Source organism: Ruminococcus bicirculans (ex Wegman et al. 2014) (genome assembly GCF_000723465.1).
Taxonomy (GTDB): Bacteria; Bacillota; Clostridia; order Oscillospirales; family Ruminococcaceae; genus Hominimerdicola; species Hominimerdicola aceti.
Genome location: NZ_HF545616.1, coordinates 670,590 through 687,134, shown reverse-complemented (window position 1 = coordinate 687,134; position 16,545 = coordinate 670,590). Strand labels below are relative to the sequence as shown.

General features: G+C 35.0%; 14 protein-coding genes and 1 pseudogene. All 15 read right to left on the bottom strand.

Annotated elements, in window-relative coordinates:
• Positions 1 to 80: 80 nt before the first annotated feature.
• A complete protein-coding gene (locus RBI_RS03025) occupies positions 81 to 1,610 on the bottom strand; it encodes a BCCT family transporter (RefSeq protein ID WP_038670959.1) in 1,530 nt (509 codons plus the stop codon).
• A complete protein-coding gene (locus RBI_RS03020; RefSeq protein ID WP_038670957.1) occupies positions 1,611 to 2,471 on the bottom strand; it encodes an NTP transferase domain-containing protein in 861 nt (286 codons plus the stop codon).
• Entirely contained in the window at positions 2,458 to 4,227 is a 1,770-nt protein-coding gene (locus RBI_RS03015; RefSeq protein ID WP_038670955.1) for a phosphotransferase, read from the bottom strand. The genes RBI_RS03020 and RBI_RS03015 overlap by 14 nt, the downstream gene beginning before the upstream one ends.
• Positions 4,228 to 4,346: 119 nt before the next feature.
• Entirely contained in the window at positions 4,347 to 5,207 is an 861-nt protein-coding gene (locus RBI_RS03010) for a LicD family protein (protein WP_038670953.1), read from the bottom strand.
• Positions 5,204 to 6,694: an oligosaccharide flippase family protein gene (locus RBI_RS03005; protein ID WP_038670951.1), complete on the bottom strand. Its 1,491-nt coding sequence runs from the start codon at positions 6,692 to 6,694 to the stop codon at positions 5,204 to 5,206. The genes RBI_RS03010 and RBI_RS03005 overlap by 4 nt, the downstream gene beginning before the upstream one ends.
• 285 nt (positions 6,695 to 6,979) lie before the next feature.
• A complete protein-coding gene (locus RBI_RS03000; RefSeq protein ID WP_038670938.1) occupies positions 6,980 to 8,104 on the bottom strand; it encodes a CapA family protein in 1,125 nt (374 codons plus the stop codon).
• A gap of 2 nt (positions 8,105 to 8,106) precedes the next feature.
• A pseudogene (locus tag RBI_RS15525) lies at positions 8,107 to 8,567 on the bottom strand (ATP-grasp fold amidoligase family protein).
• On the bottom strand, positions 8,525 to 9,475 hold the full coding sequence (locus RBI_RS02990) for an ATP-grasp fold amidoligase family protein (RefSeq protein ID WP_051706375.1): 951 nt from the start codon (positions 9,473 to 9,475) through the stop codon (positions 8,525 to 8,527). Before RBI_RS02990 ends, RBI_RS15525 begins: the two are co-directional and overlap by 43 nt.
• The gene (locus tag RBI_RS13935) at positions 9,468 to 10,775 is read right to left on the bottom strand and encodes an O-antigen ligase family protein (RefSeq protein WP_051706373.1); all 1,308 of its coding nucleotides are present in this window, start codon (positions 10,773 to 10,775) and stop codon (positions 9,468 to 9,470) included. Before RBI_RS13935 ends, RBI_RS02990 begins: the two co-directional genes overlap by 8 nt.
• 56 nt (positions 10,776 to 10,831) lie before the next feature.
• Positions 10,832 to 11,935 (bottom strand): glycosyltransferase, encoded by a 1,104-nt coding sequence (locus RBI_RS13930; protein ID WP_081855922.1) that lies wholly within the window; start codon positions 11,933 to 11,935, stop codon positions 10,832 to 10,834.
• Positions 11,936 to 11,945: 10 nt separating this feature from the next.
• Positions 11,946 to 12,848, bottom strand: coding sequence for a glycosyltransferase family 2 protein (locus RBI_RS02975; RefSeq protein ID WP_038670922.1), 903 nt, complete (start codon positions 12,846 to 12,848; stop codon positions 11,946 to 11,948).
• 64 nt (positions 12,849 to 12,912) lie between these two features.
• Positions 12,913 to 13,545 carry a hypothetical protein gene (locus RBI_RS02970; protein WP_038670909.1) on the bottom strand — a complete coding sequence of 211 codons (633 nt, stop codon included), beginning with the start codon at positions 13,543 to 13,545 and terminating at the stop codon, positions 12,913 to 12,915.
• The gene (locus tag RBI_RS02965) at positions 13,524 to 13,811 is read right to left on the bottom strand and encodes a glycosyltransferase (RefSeq protein WP_038670896.1); all 288 of its coding nucleotides are present in this window, start codon (positions 13,809 to 13,811) and stop codon (positions 13,524 to 13,526) included. The genes RBI_RS02970 and RBI_RS02965 overlap by 22 nt, the downstream gene beginning before the upstream one ends.
• Before the next feature lie 67 nt (positions 13,812 to 13,878).
• On the bottom strand, positions 13,879 to 14,913 hold the full coding sequence (locus tag RBI_RS02960) for a glycosyltransferase (protein ID WP_038670894.1): 1,035 nt from the start codon (positions 14,911 to 14,913) through the stop codon (positions 13,879 to 13,881).
• Positions 14,910 to 16,529, bottom strand: coding sequence for a sugar transferase (locus RBI_RS15520; RefSeq protein ID WP_038670892.1), 1,620 nt, complete (start codon positions 16,527 to 16,529; stop codon positions 14,910 to 14,912). The genes RBI_RS02960 and RBI_RS15520 overlap by 4 nt, the downstream gene beginning before the upstream one ends.
• Positions 16,530 to 16,545 lie beyond the last annotated feature (16 nt).

Below are 16,545 nucleotides of genomic sequence, written 5' to 3'. Positions count from 1 at the left end.
TTTTACCACAGTTGACTGACTTTTTACAGACTTTTTTCAGAGGGTCGCTGCGGCTCCTGCCTTTTTACAAGTTTTTGTTTTTATCTACTCTTATCTTTTTCAATTATATATTTTTTTAAATCTTTAAAAAAGCTTATAATCATAACTATCATAATTATTCCAATCGGAAACGCAGAAATGATACTTATACTTTGAATATTATTCATCGAACTTTCTGAAAAGACTAAAGCTATTGGGAGTACAATCAACAATAGACACCACAATAATTCGATTAATTTATGCGGGTGTTCATTTTCTCCTAGTTTTTTGTAACTATAACAAGCTGCAGTGTATGCAATGGAGTCAAATGATGTGGCATAAAATGCAATCATGCATAACACTGTAATTACTAAAATCACATTTGCCATCGGCATTGTATCTATAATATTAAGAATCAATCCGTAAAGGTCTCCATCCGCTACATATTGTGAAATAAAATCTGTTTTTTCGCTCACTTGAAGTCCTAAACCATAATTACCAAGTACCACAAAGCTGACTATTGTCGATCCTACACCAAATACATACCCGCCAAGAATCGTCTGTTTTATCGTTCTACCACGCGAAATATTACCTATAAAAAATGGAGCCGCAACAGACCAAACCATCCAATACGCCCAATAATAAATTGTCCAATCTTGCGGAAAATTACTAGTACGACCCGGATCTGTAAATGTACTTAATTCTATAAAATTCTGCAACATTTTCCCCAAACTTTGAAAACCATTTTCAATAATAAATTTTCCTTGTCCACCTATAAGTAAAACAATTAATAACAGTCCAAAGAAAAGATATATACAAAGTTTCGCCAAAAAACTAATTCCCTTAAATCCATGTAATACTGCATATGTATACACTGCACATGTAATGACTAAAATAATGACAGTAACTACGGTTCTGCTAATCGTTATTCCAAATAATTTTACGATGATTGCTGCTAAAAGTGGTGTTGCAACACTAAAAGTCGTTGCTGTTCCAGCAAGAAGAGCAAACAGCGCAAACAAGTCAATTATACGGCCTAAAATACCATCTGCATGCTTCCCTATGATTGGTCTGCATGCTTCAGAATATCTCTGGCGATTTATTTTTTTGACATGTAACATAAAACCAAATGCTACAGCAAGCACCAGATAAAACGCCCACGGAATAAAACTCCAATGAAAAAGTGGAAAAACACCTGCCCATTCAGCTACTGAACCCAGTTCTTCAATATGAGGATTTGTTGCATACATCACCCATTCAGCAAACGAATAGAATAAAATATCCGCTGCTAATCCGCAGGTGAACATCATACTGCCCCATCCAAAAAATGAATATCTTGGCTTTTCATTTGGCTCACCTAAGACTACATCCCCATATTTTGAAATAGCCAAATAAATTGAAACTATCAACACAGCAACGCCAATTATTAAATAATAAATTCCCACTGTATCACCAAAAAAATATCGAACCTTGCTTATAATAGTATTTGACTCATTTGGAAATGCAAATAACACACCAGCTAATGAAATGATAATAATAAACGGAGCCAATGTAATAAGCCAGTCTATTCTTTTGCTATTTAATTTATTCATCTATATTTCCTCCATTTTCTTCGAATCGTAATAATATTTATATTTTTTCCCAGCATTAAATGAAAATCCAGCTGCAGCATTGTTGCAATCCTTAAAGGACTTGATATCAATTATTCTATCTTCTGTAATATCTAATTTCTCTGCAATTTCTTTTATAATATTTGATCTGGTATTATTCACATATGTTTTATCAAACCCTCTCAATTCATCTAATGTATCAAACTCAAAAATAAAATCTGATGGATATTTACGAATTTTCATCCTAAGTTCATCAATATGCTCAATATAAATTGTTTCCCATAATTTATTGGCTGTTTCTGGTTGATTATATTCCCTCTCAAGAATTGATATAAATTTTCGGCTAAATTCGTCTGACCAAAATACATGTCCTAACATTATCCATGAATCTTCACCGCCTACAACAACTTTTTTAATTATGCCATCACTTTCACTAATACACCACTCTTCAGTGCGTCCATCTGCAAATATAGCCGAATAATAACTATCGTCTACTTCTTTTTCGAATGGATTGGTCAAGAAGTAATTGTCAGATGAACATATGTAACTATTTTTCAAATATTTTTTTACAGCATGTATGCTAGAATTGTTATTGCGAGTCAAATATTCTGAATTGTAAATTAGTGTGACACCATATTTTTCTTTCAGATAATCAAATTGCTCTGACATATAACCTGTTACTATTATTACGTCAGTAATCCCGGCTTCTTGAAGCTGTTTAATCTGTCGTTCTATCAAAATCTCTCCACGCACTTCAATTAGTGCTTTAGGTTTTTCAAAAGAGAGTGGTGCAAACCGACTAGCCGTGCCTGCAGCCATAATAATTGCATTATCTACTTTCATTTTCAATCATCTCCTCCTTAAAAAACTTATAGTAATCTTTAGCGAATCGATATTGGCGTAATGAATATTCACCGAATTCCACACCAAGATTTCTTTTATATTCACACCAATTACTCCAAAGCAATCCACAAGCTGCAATGTAGCAATATATTTTTAATCTTGTCTCCTTATCGCATTTATTTTCAAAATAAATATTGATAAGTCTATCAACCTGACGTTTATTATATAAAGCATAAATGCAAAACATCGCTATATCAACATGCGGATCTTGCATGCCAGCATATTCCCAGTCGATCAAACGGATATCTTCCTTCCCAGATGTTTCTTCCGTAAAAAGGAAGTTATCAGGAACCGCATCAATATGTGTTAGAACCTTCTCCTGTACATGCGAATCAATATAATCTCGAAGACTCAACACATTTTCTTTTGTCTTCTGATAGTCCTTATAAACAGATGAATTGCCATTCCAAAGGCTCTCATAAAAATCAATCTGAGCAAAGATATCAAACGTATGATCAACTGAAAGTTTTAGTTGATGAAAGGCACGAAGTTTTGCCATGCACTTTTTAAGATCATCGACATTCAGTGGATCACATACTCTGGCTCCTTCCATAAATTCTGTGATTTTATAACCATTTTCAGGATTAATGTATGCAATATTATCACAGATGTTTTTACTTGCGATTATATGATACACGGCTGCTTCTTCCTTGCGGTTGATTAACTGATCTGTGCCCTCTCCCGGTATACGCATAATATATTTTTTGTTTTTGCAGCTAAAAAGAAATGAACGATTTGTCATTCCCTTTTTCAATACTGTAATCTGTGAAATCTCTTCAGCCTTTACATCAAAGTTCTTACAAATGACCTCAATTGCATCTGTTTTCAGTTGATTGGAGGCACTATCCAATTCTCGCAGTTGTTCATAAGTATTAATTTCCACTACGTCCGTTGCATGCACCACCCTTGCATCAACAATCATTTTGTTCTTGTTGTAAAGTGCCTTTTCCCAAAATGAATTATCATATTTTCGATTTTGACAAAGTGTTTCTATGCGCTCCTTTACTACATTAGCATCTTTCTTCACAAGATAGCAGATTCCAACCATTGAATTACCTCCCACATTACCTGTAGTAGATACCAACTCCATCTTCCGATTCACGCGAACGTCACTTTCACTGTCAACCAAGTCGCTGACCATATACCAAGAGTACAACTCATGTCGGCGGAATGGATTAAGATCACACCAAATATCACAAGGAATCACATATGCATTTTCTAGTCTATCAGCTACCAGTTTCAACGAATGGAGATTATTTTTTGAAGCATACTCTTTATTTACAACAAGTTCTACTTCATACTCATCAATTAGATACTCATACTGCTCCTTCATAAAACCAACAATAATGTATATTTCTTTTATGTCAACTTCTTGAAGTTGCTTAATCAACCTTTCGATTAATGTCTCACCATTCACTTCTAATAAACCTTTAGAGACTTCTGTGTTAATTGGCACCATACGCATGCCAAAACCGGCCGCGAGAATAATTGCACGTTTAGGGGCATTCAGTTTAAATTCATCAGTAGCTTTTTGTGTAAGTTGTACTTCCTCATCTAAATATCCAGTCTTAATAAGTTCCTTAATAGAACGATTTACTACACCTAAAGAATGCCTGGACTCTTCTGATAGAATTCTCTGATTTATAAATGGTTCTGTTATAAGCGTCTTTAAAATATCGCTTTCTTGTTTATTCATCTATTTATTTCTCTCCTTTTTCATGAAATTGTTGGTTTAGCTTTTTGTGAACACTGCCATATAATAAGAAGTTAGCGTTCTGCTAACCTTCCTATTTTTTTCATCAAACTAACCCTGCGTTAAGCATTTTCCATAAATTTCAAGTAATTAAAATGTGTCATTACTTCACGTATTCTTGTGTCCAAATCTGGTATATTCATATAATCCTTATAAACAAGAGTAAGCAATTCTGCATACTGTTTCGGAATACGAAATGTCCCATCAACTGTATGGAAAAGTTCTGTTTCCTCAAATAGAATTCTTGGAAATTCATACCAATCAGCAAACACATCGGCAGACACAAGATAATCTGACTTGTCAATCGGATACATTTGGCATAGTTTTTCATACTCATTTTTCAAATCTTCTATTTTTTTCATAGAATATTTCATTTTATCCAGCATTAAGCGAATGTATTTTTTCACATTTCCTCCTGCTTCTTCTTTACAATTAACAAGTTTACAATACCGTGTATGTGCTGTCCTTTTTATTTGTTCAATATGTAGCTTCCGTTCTTCTACAGAATTCGGTGTTCCAACATAATAAAATACATCCACATGCAGAGCTTCACTTCTGTATCCTTTTGGCGCCAACCTCATAATGACATGTCTGCATTTTTGATTAACTTCTGGACAATAAAAATAGTATTTATCATCAAGTTCTTTTTTTAATGTCTCAATTAATCTCTCCTTGTCTTTGAATGCTACAAACACATCTATGTCGTAATCCCAAGGAATTTGGCCATTATCTCGAATTGCACCTAAAAGAGAGCCATATGCTAGCTCATATTCTATATTACTCTTTTCACACACTCGGTGAAATTCAATAAGTGTGTCCATGGTAATTTTTTGATATTTCCGGAATTCTTTGTAAATTTCCTCAAAGTTATCCGGACACAGCGGACTACTAAGTACCTCTTTTAAAAATTCTTCCGATGTCATTTTTTCTTCCTCTTTTCTTTAAAATTAGCTAACAGCACCATTGCTGATTCTCTATTCATCACAAATATCATTATCACATACAAAAAGGCCACTACAATTTTATATCCAAAATTAAAAATACTGAATGTTGTTTGATACTTCATAATGCTCAATATCAATCCCATAAAAATAAATAGCTCTATTATTACAAAATTAATAACAAAATCTCGAATCCTCAACCCTACATCTTCGTATTTTCGGCTAATAGCAACTACAATTATCACTCTAACAAGCATCGCAATTGCATCCGCCAAAATCGATCCATATACGCTCCAAATCGGAATAAATATTGCAGATAACAAAATGTTTAACACACTGCCAGTCAATGTTGCTATGAACAACTTTCTTGATGCTTCTTTATAATAGAATAGTATTTCTACATAAAAATAGTATGTAGTCTTAATGGCGAATACACTTACGATCATAGGAACATACATCCATGCTCCCACGTAACTTTTTTGCAAGAAAAGTACAATATAGTCTTGTGCAAACAATGATATACCAACGAAGAATAAGCCGATCACCGCGATTAATAGTTTTACATTTTGTCTGATTGTTTTTTTATATTTGTTCTCTTTATTATGTAATCTCTCGTATAACCACGGTCCATAAGCACTATCTACATAACACTGAATCGTATCAGCAATATTTCCAAACTGAGTCGCGACGCTGTAAACTCCTAAATCTGCTAATGAACCCACATCTGAAATCAATAATTTTGATACAAATAGAGCTATTTGTGTTGAAAGATTGTGTGGCATGATCGGTATGGAATACTTTAATGCATCCTTTAAAAGTTTTAAGTCCATACAGAACTTAATTGTATGAGTCACGCTCATTTCAATCACAAAATACGCTGTATATAGCACATATGCAATTAAGGATGCGAGAAGCGTTCCAAGCGCCCCCATCTTAAGACCAACTACAAAGAATATGTTTAATGCTACTGATACAAAAAAATAAATTATACTACATATAGAGCTTTTCAATGCCCTTTGTTGGCTTCGTAAAATATTATCAAAAATTGTATATTCGCAGTTGAAAATCAGAGAAATTAAGGCTACTAATATAAGCGGATAATAATCTATACCTGAAAACAAATATTTCGATGTAAATTGTCTAAATATGGTTAATACAACAGCAAATGCTGTACCCGAAAAAAATACAAATAAAGATATTGTTCCATAGAATCTCTTTAGCTTTTCTGGTTCTTCTTTTAAATCCACGTAAAACCGCATAACAGCTGAAAACAGCGAAAAAGCAACAATAAAGCTTGCTGTCGAGATAAAACTTGTTATTACGCTGTTAATACCATAATCTTCTGTTGTCAGATAGACGGTATATAAAGGTAGCAAGAAAAAGCTAAAGCACTTCAACAGCAATCCACTGCAAGAATATATGATTGAATTAATTAAAACCTTTCTTCCCGATGAAGACTTATTTTCCATACGTTTCTGTCCTCGTTTCACTAGGCACCTTCAAGAGCTACCTGTTTTTTTGTTCTAATATCTTATATATACCTTGATTACAAAGGAACGTAGCAACAAAAAGAGTAGCACCTTCCTTTTTTTCGCGTATAATGCGTTCATCACAAACAACACCACCATAACATAAAGTATCTGCAGTATTCAAGGTTCATTCGAGCCTTTATTCTTTCGCTCATTTTTTATATGTCATCTGACACTATCTTCCATTATCCCATCAATGCTATAAACACAAGGGAAGCTCGAATTCTACTCCTTTATTCCGTTCATGTATACTTCTCTGTGTGCTTCACACTCAACAAAATTTATTAAAAATCGACGATTTTTCTTTAGTTTTCTGTCTAAATACCAAGGCATCAATTTATGTCTTAACAACTTATTTACAACTCGAAATGCAAAAGATGTTGCTATTGGATCCCCTGTTTTTAAGTATAATTCTCGTACTTGAAGAGCAAACGCCCGATACTGTTTTTCAATAAAATCTTCCTTCTTTATTTCTTCAGAACGTTGCATCATTTCAGTTAGAATTTTTGTTGCATCATCCTCTACCGCAAGTCGTACACCCTTCCCATTTTTCCGAAGAGGAATATACTCAATCTTTTTTGTGTTAGTATCTACACTTACAAGTACAGATGTCTGCCAAAATTCACTCTCGGAGTGGTCAAACAGAAAATTTCCTTGGCCATAGACAATCGTTCCCTCTTGCCACTTTTCCTCACAACCAATGCAATGAGTGTGCTGACAAATAACAAGGTCAGCTCCCTTCTCAACAATTTTTCTGCAAGTTTTCTGAAGGTTTGGAGAAGGATAACGATAATGTTCTTTACCACCATGATAAAGGCAAATTACATAATCGCATTGTGCTCTCAACGCTACAATATGATCAAGACTTTCAAGAGGATCAAAAGGGTTTGCCCCTGCCTGCTTCGCACTAACAATAGAGAACTCATGCTCGGCACAACAGTAGATGCCAATTTTCTTGCCCTCCATTTCCACGATATGCGGTTTTGCTGCTTCTGCATGTGTATGTCCAACACCCGCATATGAAATCTTATTTTTGTCAAGTTGTTCCGTCGTAGACCATAAGCCTTGTTCCCCTTGATCTAATATGTGGTTATTGGCAAGAGTTAAAAAATTAATGCCAAGTTGTTTCAATCCAGCTACAGATTTTACAGAAGCAATCAAATTAGGACCAGCTTTTTCAATCGGCTTAGATTTATCTGTCAATGGTACTTCAAGATTGAAAACTCGATAATCTGCTTTTTTTAACAACTCAAACAGTCTACTATCAATGATTTTCTCCATCTGTTCTTCTTCAAAATATTGTTGATTTGATAAAGTAGGTACAATATCTGCACCAATTAATATTCTCATGTCTATTCCCTCCCTGGCAAATGTATCCATTTACCAAATTTATAGTCCCATTCATCAGGTTCAAATTCTTCAAATCCCGATGCTGGGTATAAAGTAAGCTCGCCAAAATATAATTTCATGTCTATTTCATAAAAATCCACACGCAAAATGGAATATTTTGTGATAATCTGCAAGTCAAGTTCTTCATCTGTTCAAAATTTACAGGTTTCGATATTACAGTATTTGAATTCGGATGTCCTGGTCTTTTTATCGGTACTTGATTCCACTGTTCGTCAAAGAAATCCTCTATTAGACCACCATCTGAAAACCGTTCACTACAGACGAGAGTAACCTTAGGTTCGCCGTTGAAGCAAAACACCTTATAATCGTTAAGTGCAAAATTTTTCTTTTTATTTTGTAGCCTTATTACAAATTCACGAGTTAGAAAGATGTACCCCCCATTGAATCGGGCAATTTTATCCATTTTCCAAGTTTGTAATCCCATTTTTCATCTGTAAATTCACCCCAACCAGAAGCAGGGAAAAAGGTCAATTCTCCAAAATAAATCTTTCCGTTCACATCATAGAAATCTACACGCAGAAACGGTATGTTTGTACTCAACTTTTCTGCTAATTGCAACATCTTCTCCTTATTATCTGGAAGTACAATCACCTTCTCCTTATTTGGAGGGCATATCTTTTCACCGAGATCAAGCAAATTTCCCTGTGGATCATAATAGTTTGCTCGATGTTCGATAAAACGATCAAAATCAACTTTTAAGCATTTACATACTCCACCAAAGCAAAAGAATTTATAATCTCGCAGTTCAGAAACTGATTCATCTACCATATACTTTTCGGCTATGATTCTCGGCTTTACTGCCTTATATGGCCATTCTCTTCCGAAATAATAAAAACGTCTTGTTAACGCTTTGTTTATCTTTTCACGTGCCTTTGCGATGTCAAGTTTGCTTTTATCTTTGCATATAACAAGTCCTCCACTATCGTGGGTACACTTTAGAACGAACTGATTTGGCAACAAATCGAAATCGATATCATCAAAATTATCCCAGACTCCCAATGTTGGAATAATATACTCTTCTCCAATCTTTTCTGCTATATATTTCTTAACCTCATATTTATCAACCATTGTTGTATATTCTGTCTTACGGTCATTTAGTTTAAGCCATTGAAGTTTCTCATTAAATGTTTGCGGATTTTTGAGATCAAGTTTTCTGCCAAAAATCAACCTATAAATTAATTTCAAATACGCCGTATCTGACATTCTTTGTAACATATCTGCTTTTGTTATATTATCCGCAATGGCCTTCTGAAATCCTCTTTTATCTTCCTTTTTAGTTATAAGAGCGTAAGCTGTCTTTAATTTACTCATCTATGTGCCTTCTTTCATATCTAGGTTCTTTTAACATTGTACAGGCAAAGAAAAGCATAATTTGCGTTGCAGTTTCTGTATAATTCACAGCACCATATTCAAACACAAGCATTGAAAATACTATCCCAATAACAAATGCTCGAATTTCAGGAGCATAATTATTCTTTCCTTTCCAGGCAACATAAAACAATTTCCAATAGAACCAATAGTATATAGCAAATCCTATGATTCCAAGATCATATAAAAGTTCTATATAATTATTATGAGAATAATAGAAATGCCCAGTTATCAACCTGTTGTAATGTTTAAAGCTGTCAAAACCATAGCCCCAAATCGGACTATCCAGCCACCTATTAAATCCTATCTCAATCATAGTTGCTCTTATTTCTGCTGATTTTCCTGAGATACTGTGCCCTGTTCGTATGAAGGAGAACAAACTCTCCATTCGTTCGCCAATCACTGCATAAAACATGGGAACATTCATAATCAAATAATAACCTGCAATAACTATTGCAACAACAACCCCCGTATACTTCACCAGGTGTTTCCTTCCATGACTATCTCTCTTGAAAATCAAAAGAATATATAAGAAAACAGCGGGAATAATAATAAATTTTCTTCCACCAGACAAAAACATTCCATAATACGATGCAACTAAGCACAGAGTAAGAACTATTTTATGTATTATCTTATTCTCAGAATACACGAGCAACCATATTGCATACAATGCAGTCTTCATCAACAAGGTAGCTAATATGTTTGAATTTCCAAACAAATCCTCCCCAAATCTATTTGATGTAGAAAAACCAGTTAAATTTCCCCTTGCAAACAAAATGAAAATCAAAACTCCACCGCTCAAAACGTTTGCCCAACTAATTTTCTTTATATCATTAATGTTAATATCATACTGTGAGAGAAACAGTATCAAAATGAAATTAACGATAAGAAGATAAAATTCACTATTAGACAGAAAGTCCTTCTCAGGCGAATAAAGCATAGTGAATACGCAAAATGCTATAAAGACAAGCATCCACTTTATCATCCGATCTATCTTAAGCTTTTTATTTAATAAAATGTATAATACAGAATATCCTAAAAAAAGATATAGGGTTAACGAGCCAATTGAACTTGAGAGCACCATATCATTCGCAAGTGATGATATAAATACATAAAGACAAAACAGTGCTACTCCGACGCTTCTTCCGCTAAGAGCCATTCTACGGTTGAATACCCTTTCATTTAATTGTATTTGATTCATGAACAAACACCTTATTTCAACTATATTTCCATCTGATTTCATTATCAGTCTTCTTGATTTATTGCGCCGCTTTCAGAAACTCATCATAGCCCTCATGTTTACCTACATAATTTCTCAATATAGTCTTCCCACAGATCTATAATCCTGCTCGGCTCAAATCTATTTACAACATCTCGTGCGTTATTACCACATTTTTGTGCTAATTCAGGATTATCAGCAAATTCGCACATAGCCCCCGCCAGAGCATCAACATCGCCCATTGGTGCCAACAAGCCATTCTCATGATCTGCGATTAACAATCTTGCTCCTCCGGGAGTATGATTCGTAGAAACACAAGGCAAACCAACAGCCATCGCCTCAAGAAGTGAATTAGATATTCCCTCATAGTCAGAAGTTATAAGAAACATTCCTGCATCGGAAATATCTTGCATTGGTGTTCTTGTCACTCCCATAAACTTAACCTGATCTTGGATGTTCAAATCAGCACACCACTGTCTTACCAAATTTTCATCATCGCCTGATCCGTATATTTTCAAAGTGTATTCAGGATGTTTTTTCGAGAAAATACTAAATGCCTGCAACATAACATCTAACCGCTTCTGCTTGTTATCAATCCTACCAACGGACACCACTGTCTTCTCATGCTCTTCATATGGCACATTAGGCACGGTTCCTTTAATAAAAATAGGATTAGGAATTACGCTTCCGCGTTTCTGCAGTCTTTTTCCATAGTAATCCTTTGCACCATTTGTCTGAAATACGCCACCACTTGCACTATCAATAATTAGCTTAAGGATTCTGTCCTTAAAAGTATTTGGCAAAGTTATTGCCGGATCACCTCGTTCTGATATTATAGACGGTATCTTAAGCGTTTTACCGACTAGAGTTGCATACATGTTTGGAAAATTCGTAAAGCCTATTAGAACATCAGCATGAAACTCCTTCGCGTATTGTGCAACTGCCTTTATTTCTGCTTTTCGTTTTTTTTGTTGAACCTTATCTTTCACATTGAATACATCTATGTGCTCATCTATATTTTGTTTATATACATTGACATATTCAGGAACGGCTCCAAGGTTTACAATGGCACAGATATGACCACGTTCGGACAAAGAATTGGCCACGAAAGTGAGCATTTTCTCTGCTCCGCCAAACCCTATACTATTTGTGATAAATATAATTCGTAACATGTCACTCTCCATTTCTCTTCATTTAAAAGATTGCATTTCCAAATTTTTTATATAATTCAATTACAGTTCTCAGACGAATCCTCTGTAACGACTTTGCGTTATCTTTTGCCTGAGAAAGTAAATCATTCGTTCGCTGCTTCCAATTCGGCACATGTTTCAAATGCCGCCAACAACGAGCTTTATATGCCATGTAAAGAATGGGCTTTACCATTTTCGGGTAGATTGCGCTCTTAATCACATATTGTAACACACATTCATTTATAAATAACGTATGATTTTTTTCATCACTGCAATTCCACTTGTTCACCTTTGGATTATGAATGATTCTAATTGCAGAACAGAACACGTTTTTACAACCTGCATCTACCACATACAGAGACGGAGGAATTTCTTCATAGCCATACCTATTTGAGAAATAAGGTGCTTCTTTGAAAAAATCTCGTCTCAAAAAATGGGAACCACCACAGAACATTTTACATTCATACAGATCATCCTCCAGTTTCACCGAAGTTCTATCTAGTCTATCACTCTTCCATGCAGTATCATATATCTGTGTCGTAAGCGTGACAATACCTGTATTCTTATCGAGTATGTCAAGTGCATATAAAAAAAATTTCTTGCAATGTTCGTCTATGACTGCATCGTCATCCAATGAGTAATAATATAATCCACGGGACTTTGAAAATGCGTAATTACGCCCTCTTCCGCAACCAATATTCTCTGGAAGCTTTTCGTAATAATATTCGTATCCACTGTTCGTTAAAATCTCCCTTACAACCTTTTCTGTGTTGTCTGTAGAAGCATTGTCAATCACTACAAATTCTGTTTCATTTGGCAAATCAGTTCTCAAGCAGCTGTACAAAGCTTCTGCCAGCTGTTCTTCACGATTCATCGTAACAATTCCAATTGTAAGTTTCTTTCCCATTAATTTATTCACCTCGATAGCAATTTTTTAACTGCTATCAAGCAGGCAATTCAAACAGGAAAGTTTACAAAATAGATGAGCCAAAATCCATAAACATTTTTACAAATGTACTAAATTTGATACTCTCCATCCGATTACACATCTGCATAGTATTGGAAACAATATCTGAAAGTTGTTTTCTAATACTTTTCGTTTGCTGCAAATACTTTTTACAACGTTGTTTATATGCTAACAACGTAAGTGGTGTGCAGATTATCGGATACATCTTTCGTTTGATTGCATATGGAACCCCACACTCAATGATAAGATACTCCATGTTCTTATCACTTGCACGAACCCATTTATTGACAGCAGGTTTGTGAATCGCAATCAAATCGGGACAAAATGCATTTATCACTCCGGCATCCATGGCCATCAGCGATGGTGGAAGTTCCTCATATCCATACTTATTTGACAAATACGGTGAAGTGTCAAAAAAAGATTTTCGCAAGAAATGGGAACCTCCGCAGAACATCTTGCATCTATACACCCCTAGATAGATTTCTTTCCCACATATAGCCTGTCGATTTGCCTGCCATGCTGTGTCATATATCTGTGTGGCTAATGTTGCAATATTTTGATGTCCGTCCAATATTTCAATTGCTTTCACGAAAAAGTCTGGATCGTTCTCGAAATCTACAACGGCATCGTCATCCATACCGTAGATGTACTCACCCGTGGATTTCTCAAAACAAAGGGTTCTCCCCCCCCCGCTCCAATATTGGACTCAGTTTTATAATATACATAAGGAAAGCCGGATGAATCAAGAATTGACTTCACCACGGTTTCCGTATTATCTGTTGATGCGTTGTTGATGACAACAAACTCTGTTTCATTCGGCAAATTTGACTGTAAGCAACTTTGAATTGCTTCTGCGACTTGTCGTTCTCTATTCATGGTAACAAGACCAATAGTAAGTTTCATTTCCGCACTAACCTCCATTTTTATAATTTTTCAGCATCTCACAAGATTTCGTATTATTTTCCTAATTCTATAACTTAGATGTCAGACATTGGATGACATTTTCTGCTCTGTATTTTTCTGCTTCTTTTAAACAATCTGACTTCTTGGAAAGAAGCAGATCCGAATTGTTTCCTACACTTATGAGTGTAGTGACAAAAGCATGGTTATCATGAACTGGATACACGTATCCAGTTTTCTCATTCACGATCTCTGGATTATACCGCCAATCACTTGCGATTACAGGAACACCTGCAGCCATCGCATCCAAAAGTGTCCCCGCAAAACCCTCTCCTTCATAATACGTTGGAAAAAGTAGGGCGAAATAATTTTTCAACACCTCGACACTTTTATCAAAAGGAACAAATTCGCCATACTTAATGTACAATGGAAATGTACTCTTTAGCTCATTAAACCATTCCGTTTGTGCTGAATCCACTTGGCCGTAAATATCCAAAGTGTAAACTATTCTGCCAAAGTGCTCGTTTACTGTCTTCACGGCATTTACAGCATCTTCTATTCCTTTTTCCTTCATGACACGGGAAAATGTACAGAGTCGATACGGCTCTGTATGATGGTAAACAAGTTCCGATTCTTTCAGAATATTCAAATCTTTAAAGTTTGGCATCACATACACATCGTTGAATCCCTGTGCTTCTAATGCCTTTCTCATAGTATTGGTTTCCACATAGATACCATCAAATGACATCAACGCTTTAGTCAATTTTTTTCGCTTCTTCAAAAACTCTGGAAGCCAACCACCAATAACCACATAGTGGAGTTTTCTATGAAACAACAGATTTAACAGCACTAATAACGGAGCAAATATTCTCAATCCATTTTCAGCAGGCATTATAATTATATTTTTGTGATATTTAAGTGCTATTAAAGCATGACGGAAGGCACTTATCAAAGCTTTTACTCCACCATGAGTATCTATACAAGAAACTTCTTTTTTTCCTAATTCTTTAACAATTTCCTTTGTAACAATTTTGGTTTTCACTGTTTGTCCATTAAGTAGATTTTCACCATGTCCAAAATGTCCAATAATACAAACTCTTTTCATTGTCTTCTTACATACCTTTTCTTCTTATAAAATCCAAACACTAAATTTCTTCCTGTATTAAAAAGACTTGATAGTATTCCCATATCTTCAGCCTCACGATAAAGCTTATAATGCCACCCTATCATTGTTCTAATACTATGAGTACTTACACTTCCCACACGACCTTTTCTATACTGCCCTAAAATTTCATCAAGCAAATAGCAATCTGCTTTGCGACATACCTTCAGCCACATGGCATAGTCGTTATTTTTCTTTATATCCTCAATCTGAATAAGACCAATCTTATTAGCATCATACATAACCGTAAGACATCCTGGCCAACAATAATTAAACATTCCTGTTTTTGTTATTTTTTTAGGACCAGTGACTTTTACACCTGTTTTATATCCATCAACGTCAATCTCTTCATAATTGGTGTAAGAGAAAACATATCCGTTTTCTTCCATGAATTTAATTTGCTTTTCAAGTTTTTCAGGCATCCAAAGATCATCAGAGTCAAGGTATGCGATCCACTGACCTTTAGCCTCTCGAAGCGCTTTATTTCTGCTTATTGCCGCACCAGAATTCTTTTCATTTTTGAGATAATGTATACGACAGTCTTTTATCGTATCAACAACTTCATTCGTATTATCTGTTGAGCAATCATCCACTATGATCAATTCCCAATTTGTATATGTCTGATTCAAGACAGATTGAATAGTTTCTTCTATAAATGAAGCTGTATTATAAGATGGCATAATAATAGAAACTAAACCCGCTTCTCTTTCAATGCCATCTGATCCACTCAAAATCATCGTTGCCTGAAGTTGTTTCTTATTATAATTTTCCTTATCTACTTTTTCTGTTCTCAAAAGATAATCTCCAAAATCCTCCGCTGTAGCCATATCATCCTGCGTAATTCCTTCTTGCTTAATAAAAGCTTTCTTCACTGTTGATAAAATAATTTTCAAATCTTCAAGAAAACTTACCTTTTCAATATACTTTAAATCCCAATTAATCTTATCTTCCCATGATATTGCATTACGCCCATTTACTTGAGCCAATCCACTAAGCCCTGGCTTCGCAGTATGTCTCATTCTTTGTTCATCTGTCATAAATACCATATCTCTTACAAGTTGCGGACGCGGACCGCAAACTGAAAGTGTACCATTTAAAATATTAAAAGCCTCTGGAAGTTCGTCAAGACTTGTATTTCTAAGCCACTTACCAAATGAAGTTAAACGTACTTCATCTGGTAAAAGCTCTCCATTTTCATCTCTTTCATCTGTCATAGTACGGAATTTGTACATTTTAAAAATAGTTTCTTTTCCATCTTCTCCAATCAACCCTGGACGATCCTGTGTGAACAATACTGGACTTCCCAGCTTGAATCTGACAAGAATTGCAACACCTATATATATAGGGCTAAAACATATAATTGCTGCAGACGCACAAATAATATCTATCGCTCTTTTAACATATTTTTCATAAAATCCCATATTGCGTGTCGGAATCGCTTCAATATTTTCAGCTTTATAAGTTGTTTTTTTTGCTTTCTTTTTCATGATCCAAGTCACTATTGCTGTCCCACCAACAATAGATGACGCTATAATTCCAACTATTTTTTTCTTTGACACAATAATCTCTCCCACA